The 2,633-nt window shown below is 63.2% G+C and carries 4 protein-coding genes; 3 read left to right on the forward strand and 1 reads right to left on the reverse strand.

The window, feature by feature from the left end:
• From C1D09_RS06765 to C1D09_RS06775, 3 genes are all read left to right on the forward strand, one after another.
• Positions 1-982 (forward strand): alpha,alpha-trehalose-phosphate synthase (UDP-forming) (locus C1D09_RS06765; RefSeq protein WP_143973553.1); only part of this gene is annotated, 982 nt, incomplete at its 5' end.
• Entirely contained in the window at positions 982-1,770 is a 789-nt protein-coding gene (gene otsB, locus C1D09_RS06770; RefSeq protein ID WP_143973554.1) for a trehalose-phosphatase, read from the forward strand. The genes C1D09_RS06765 and otsB, both read left to right, overlap by 1 nt.
• Positions 1,771-1,816: 46 nt before the next feature.
• Complete coding sequence (locus C1D09_RS06775) at positions 1,817-2,029, forward strand: hypothetical protein (RefSeq protein WP_143973555.1); 213 nt, start codon at positions 1,817-1,819, stop codon at positions 2,027-2,029.
• A 9-nt stretch (positions 2,030-2,038) separates the two neighbouring features.
• Here C1D09_RS06775 and C1D09_RS06780 read toward each other — a convergent pair.
• Positions 2,039-2,633, reverse strand: a 595-nt coding sequence (locus C1D09_RS06780) for a DNA-processing protein DprA (RefSeq protein ID WP_143973556.1), incomplete at its 5' end; no start/stop codon positions are given.

Consider the following 2,633-nt stretch of genomic DNA (forward strand, 5'->3'; position numbering starts at 1 on the left):
GTTCAGCATCTGCCCATGGCGCGAGAAGATTCTCGAGGGCCTGCTTGGCAGTTCGATCGTGGGTTTCCACACCCAGTTCCATTGCAACAACTTCATCGACAGCGTCGACCGTTTCCTGGAAAGCCGAATCGAGCGCGAGGATTCGGCCATCTCCTATGGCGGCCAGATCAGCCTTGTCCATGCCTATCCGATCTCAATCGAATGGCCGCCGGCGAAACTGGGCAAGCTGCCTGACGTGGCGCAATGCCGCCGACAGGTCCGTGAGAAATTCGGCGTGAGCGAGAATGTCAAACTGTGCGTGGGCGTTGAACGTCTCGACTACACCAAAGGCATCCTCGATCGCTTCCATGCCCTCGATGAACTGCTGACGCTTCATCCCGAATGGATCGGCAAGGTGGCGTTCCTGCAGGTCGCCGCGCCCAGCCGGGGCACCTTGCCCGCCTATCAGCAACTGCACGAGGAATGCCTGCGGCATGCCGAGGATCTCAACCGGCGTTATGGTCGCGAAGGCTACACACCCGTCCTGATGATAACGGAACATCACTCGCAGCAGCAGGTCTACGAAATCTACCGTGCAGCCGACGTTTGTATGGTCACCAGCCTGCATGACGGCATGAACCTCGTCGCCAAGGAGTTTGTCGCGACACGCGATGACGAACAGGGCGTGCTGCTGCTCAGCATGTTCGCCGGTGCGTCCAAGGAGCTTCTGGACGCGCTGATCGTCAACCCCTATGACGCGGCGATGATGGGCGATGCCTTGCTTCAGGCCTTGACCATGTCGCCGGAGGAGCAAAGCCAGCGCATGCGACGCATGCGCGAGATCGTGCGCGACAACAATGTCTACCGTTGGGCAGGCAGTATGCTTCTCGATGCCGCGCGATTGCGCAAGCGCGACGCGGTCGATCGTGCCGTCAGCGCCGCTCCGACGGCCCCAGGCAATGTCATATCGCTGCTCGATCGCAGACGCGTGGCGGCGCTGTGATGTCGAACTCGCCAAACCTCGCCGTGCCAGGCGTTCCGCAGGGACCATGGAGCCTGTTCCTCGATATCGATGGCACGCTTCTCGAACATGCCGCGCATCCAGATGCGGTGGTTGTAAGTGACGAATTGCGCACTCTGCTGGCGCGGCTCGAAGCGCAACTGGACGGAGCGCTGGCATTCATCACCGGACGGTCGATCGCCGCCGTCGACCATCTCTTCCAGCCCCTCAGATTGCGCGCTGCCGGGCTTTATGGCCTCGAGCACAGGCTGGCGCGCGATGGTCCGGTCGAGGCGGCCGGCGAACCGGCTGATATTGCGGCGCTTGCCGACGAAATCGCGACGGAACTGGACAATGCCGATGTCTATATCGAGCGCAAGGGACCCATCCTGGCCATTCATACACGCGCGGCACCGCATCTGCTGCAACGCGCGACACAGCTCGTCGAACAGGCCCTGGACAGATTGCCTGCGGGATATCGGGTTCTGGCGGGAAATGCCGGTGTGGAGCTGATGCCGCTGGAGGCGGCGAAGGGAGCGGCCATCCGGCGCTTCCTGCAAATTCCGGCCTTCATGGGGCGGCGCCCGGTGTTCCTGGGTGACGATACATCCGACGAGAACGGGTTCGAGACCGTCAACGAATGGGACGGCATTTCGGTTCGCATAAAGCCGCAAGGATCGACAGCGGCGCTTTTTGGGTTGGCTGGGGTGGATGCGGCCCTGGCCTGGCTGGACGAGATGAGCAGGCGAGAGGCCGCGCAAGCGGCGAAGCTTGCCGCGACGTCCAAATGAACCGGATTGCCCAAGCCCATCGGTTCACGTCATGGAAGGAGTGGCAATGACCCAACTGACCAGCCTCATCCAGGAAATCATGCCCGTCTGGCTGCGGCGGCAATCCAGGATGAACAGCCGAGATCGCCAGGCGACAACTGAGCCGCGGCGTCCGGAGGATGCGGACGCAGTCTGGCGCAAGGCTGTCGAAAACGATTTATTTGGAGCCAACACGCCAGATTATGCCGAGACCGGGACGAAGAAGCTCAACCGTCATTGACGGCTGTGCTCAGCGTTGCCCGAAAATCAGCGAAACATTGCCGCCGGCATGGCGTTCGAGCCGGCCGGCAAGGTCGAGTTCCAGCAGAACCATGAAGACCTGGGCCGGGTGAAGGCCGGTGTGGCGGATGATCTCGTCGATTGGCACCGGTGTGGGGCCCAGCGCTTCGATGACCTTGGCGCGGTCGCTCTCGCCGGGTGGCGGCGTGACCGAAAAGTCGGGCGGGTCCTCGAACGGCGGCACAGCAGGCGCCCGCAGGCCGGTCAGCGGCGCGATCGCTCTGGAAATGTCCGATGCCTCGGTGACCAGCGTGGCGCCGTCCTTGAGCAAGCCGTTGGTGCCGGCGGCGCGCGGATCGAGCGGGGAGCCCGGCACGGCAAAAACCAGGCGGCCGATTTCGCCGGCAAGCCTGGCGCTGATGAGCGAGCCGGAACGCTGGGCGGCCTCGACCACCACTAGCCCGAGTGCCGCGCCTGCGACAAGACGGTTGCGGCGTGGAAAATCCTGGGCGCGCGGCTGCCAGCCGAATGGCATTTCGGAAATGATGGCGCCACGCTCGGCGATTTCCTCGCACAAGGCGGCATTTTCCGGCGGGTAGGGCAGG

The sequence above is a fragment of the Mesorhizobium intechi genome, from assembly GCF_002879535.1.
GTDB lineage: Bacteria > Pseudomonadota > Alphaproteobacteria > Rhizobiales > Rhizobiaceae > Mesorhizobium > Mesorhizobium intechi.

Excerpts from the sequence above, each read along its gene's own strand:
- C1D09_RS06775 (WP_143973555.1), top strand. The coding sequence starts at position 1,817 with ATGACCCAACTGACCAGCCTCATCCAGGAAATCATGCCCGTCTGGCTG.
- otsB (WP_143973554.1), top strand. The coding sequence starts at position 982 with ATGTCGAACTCGCCAAACCTCGCCGTGCCAGGCGTTCCGCAGGGACCA.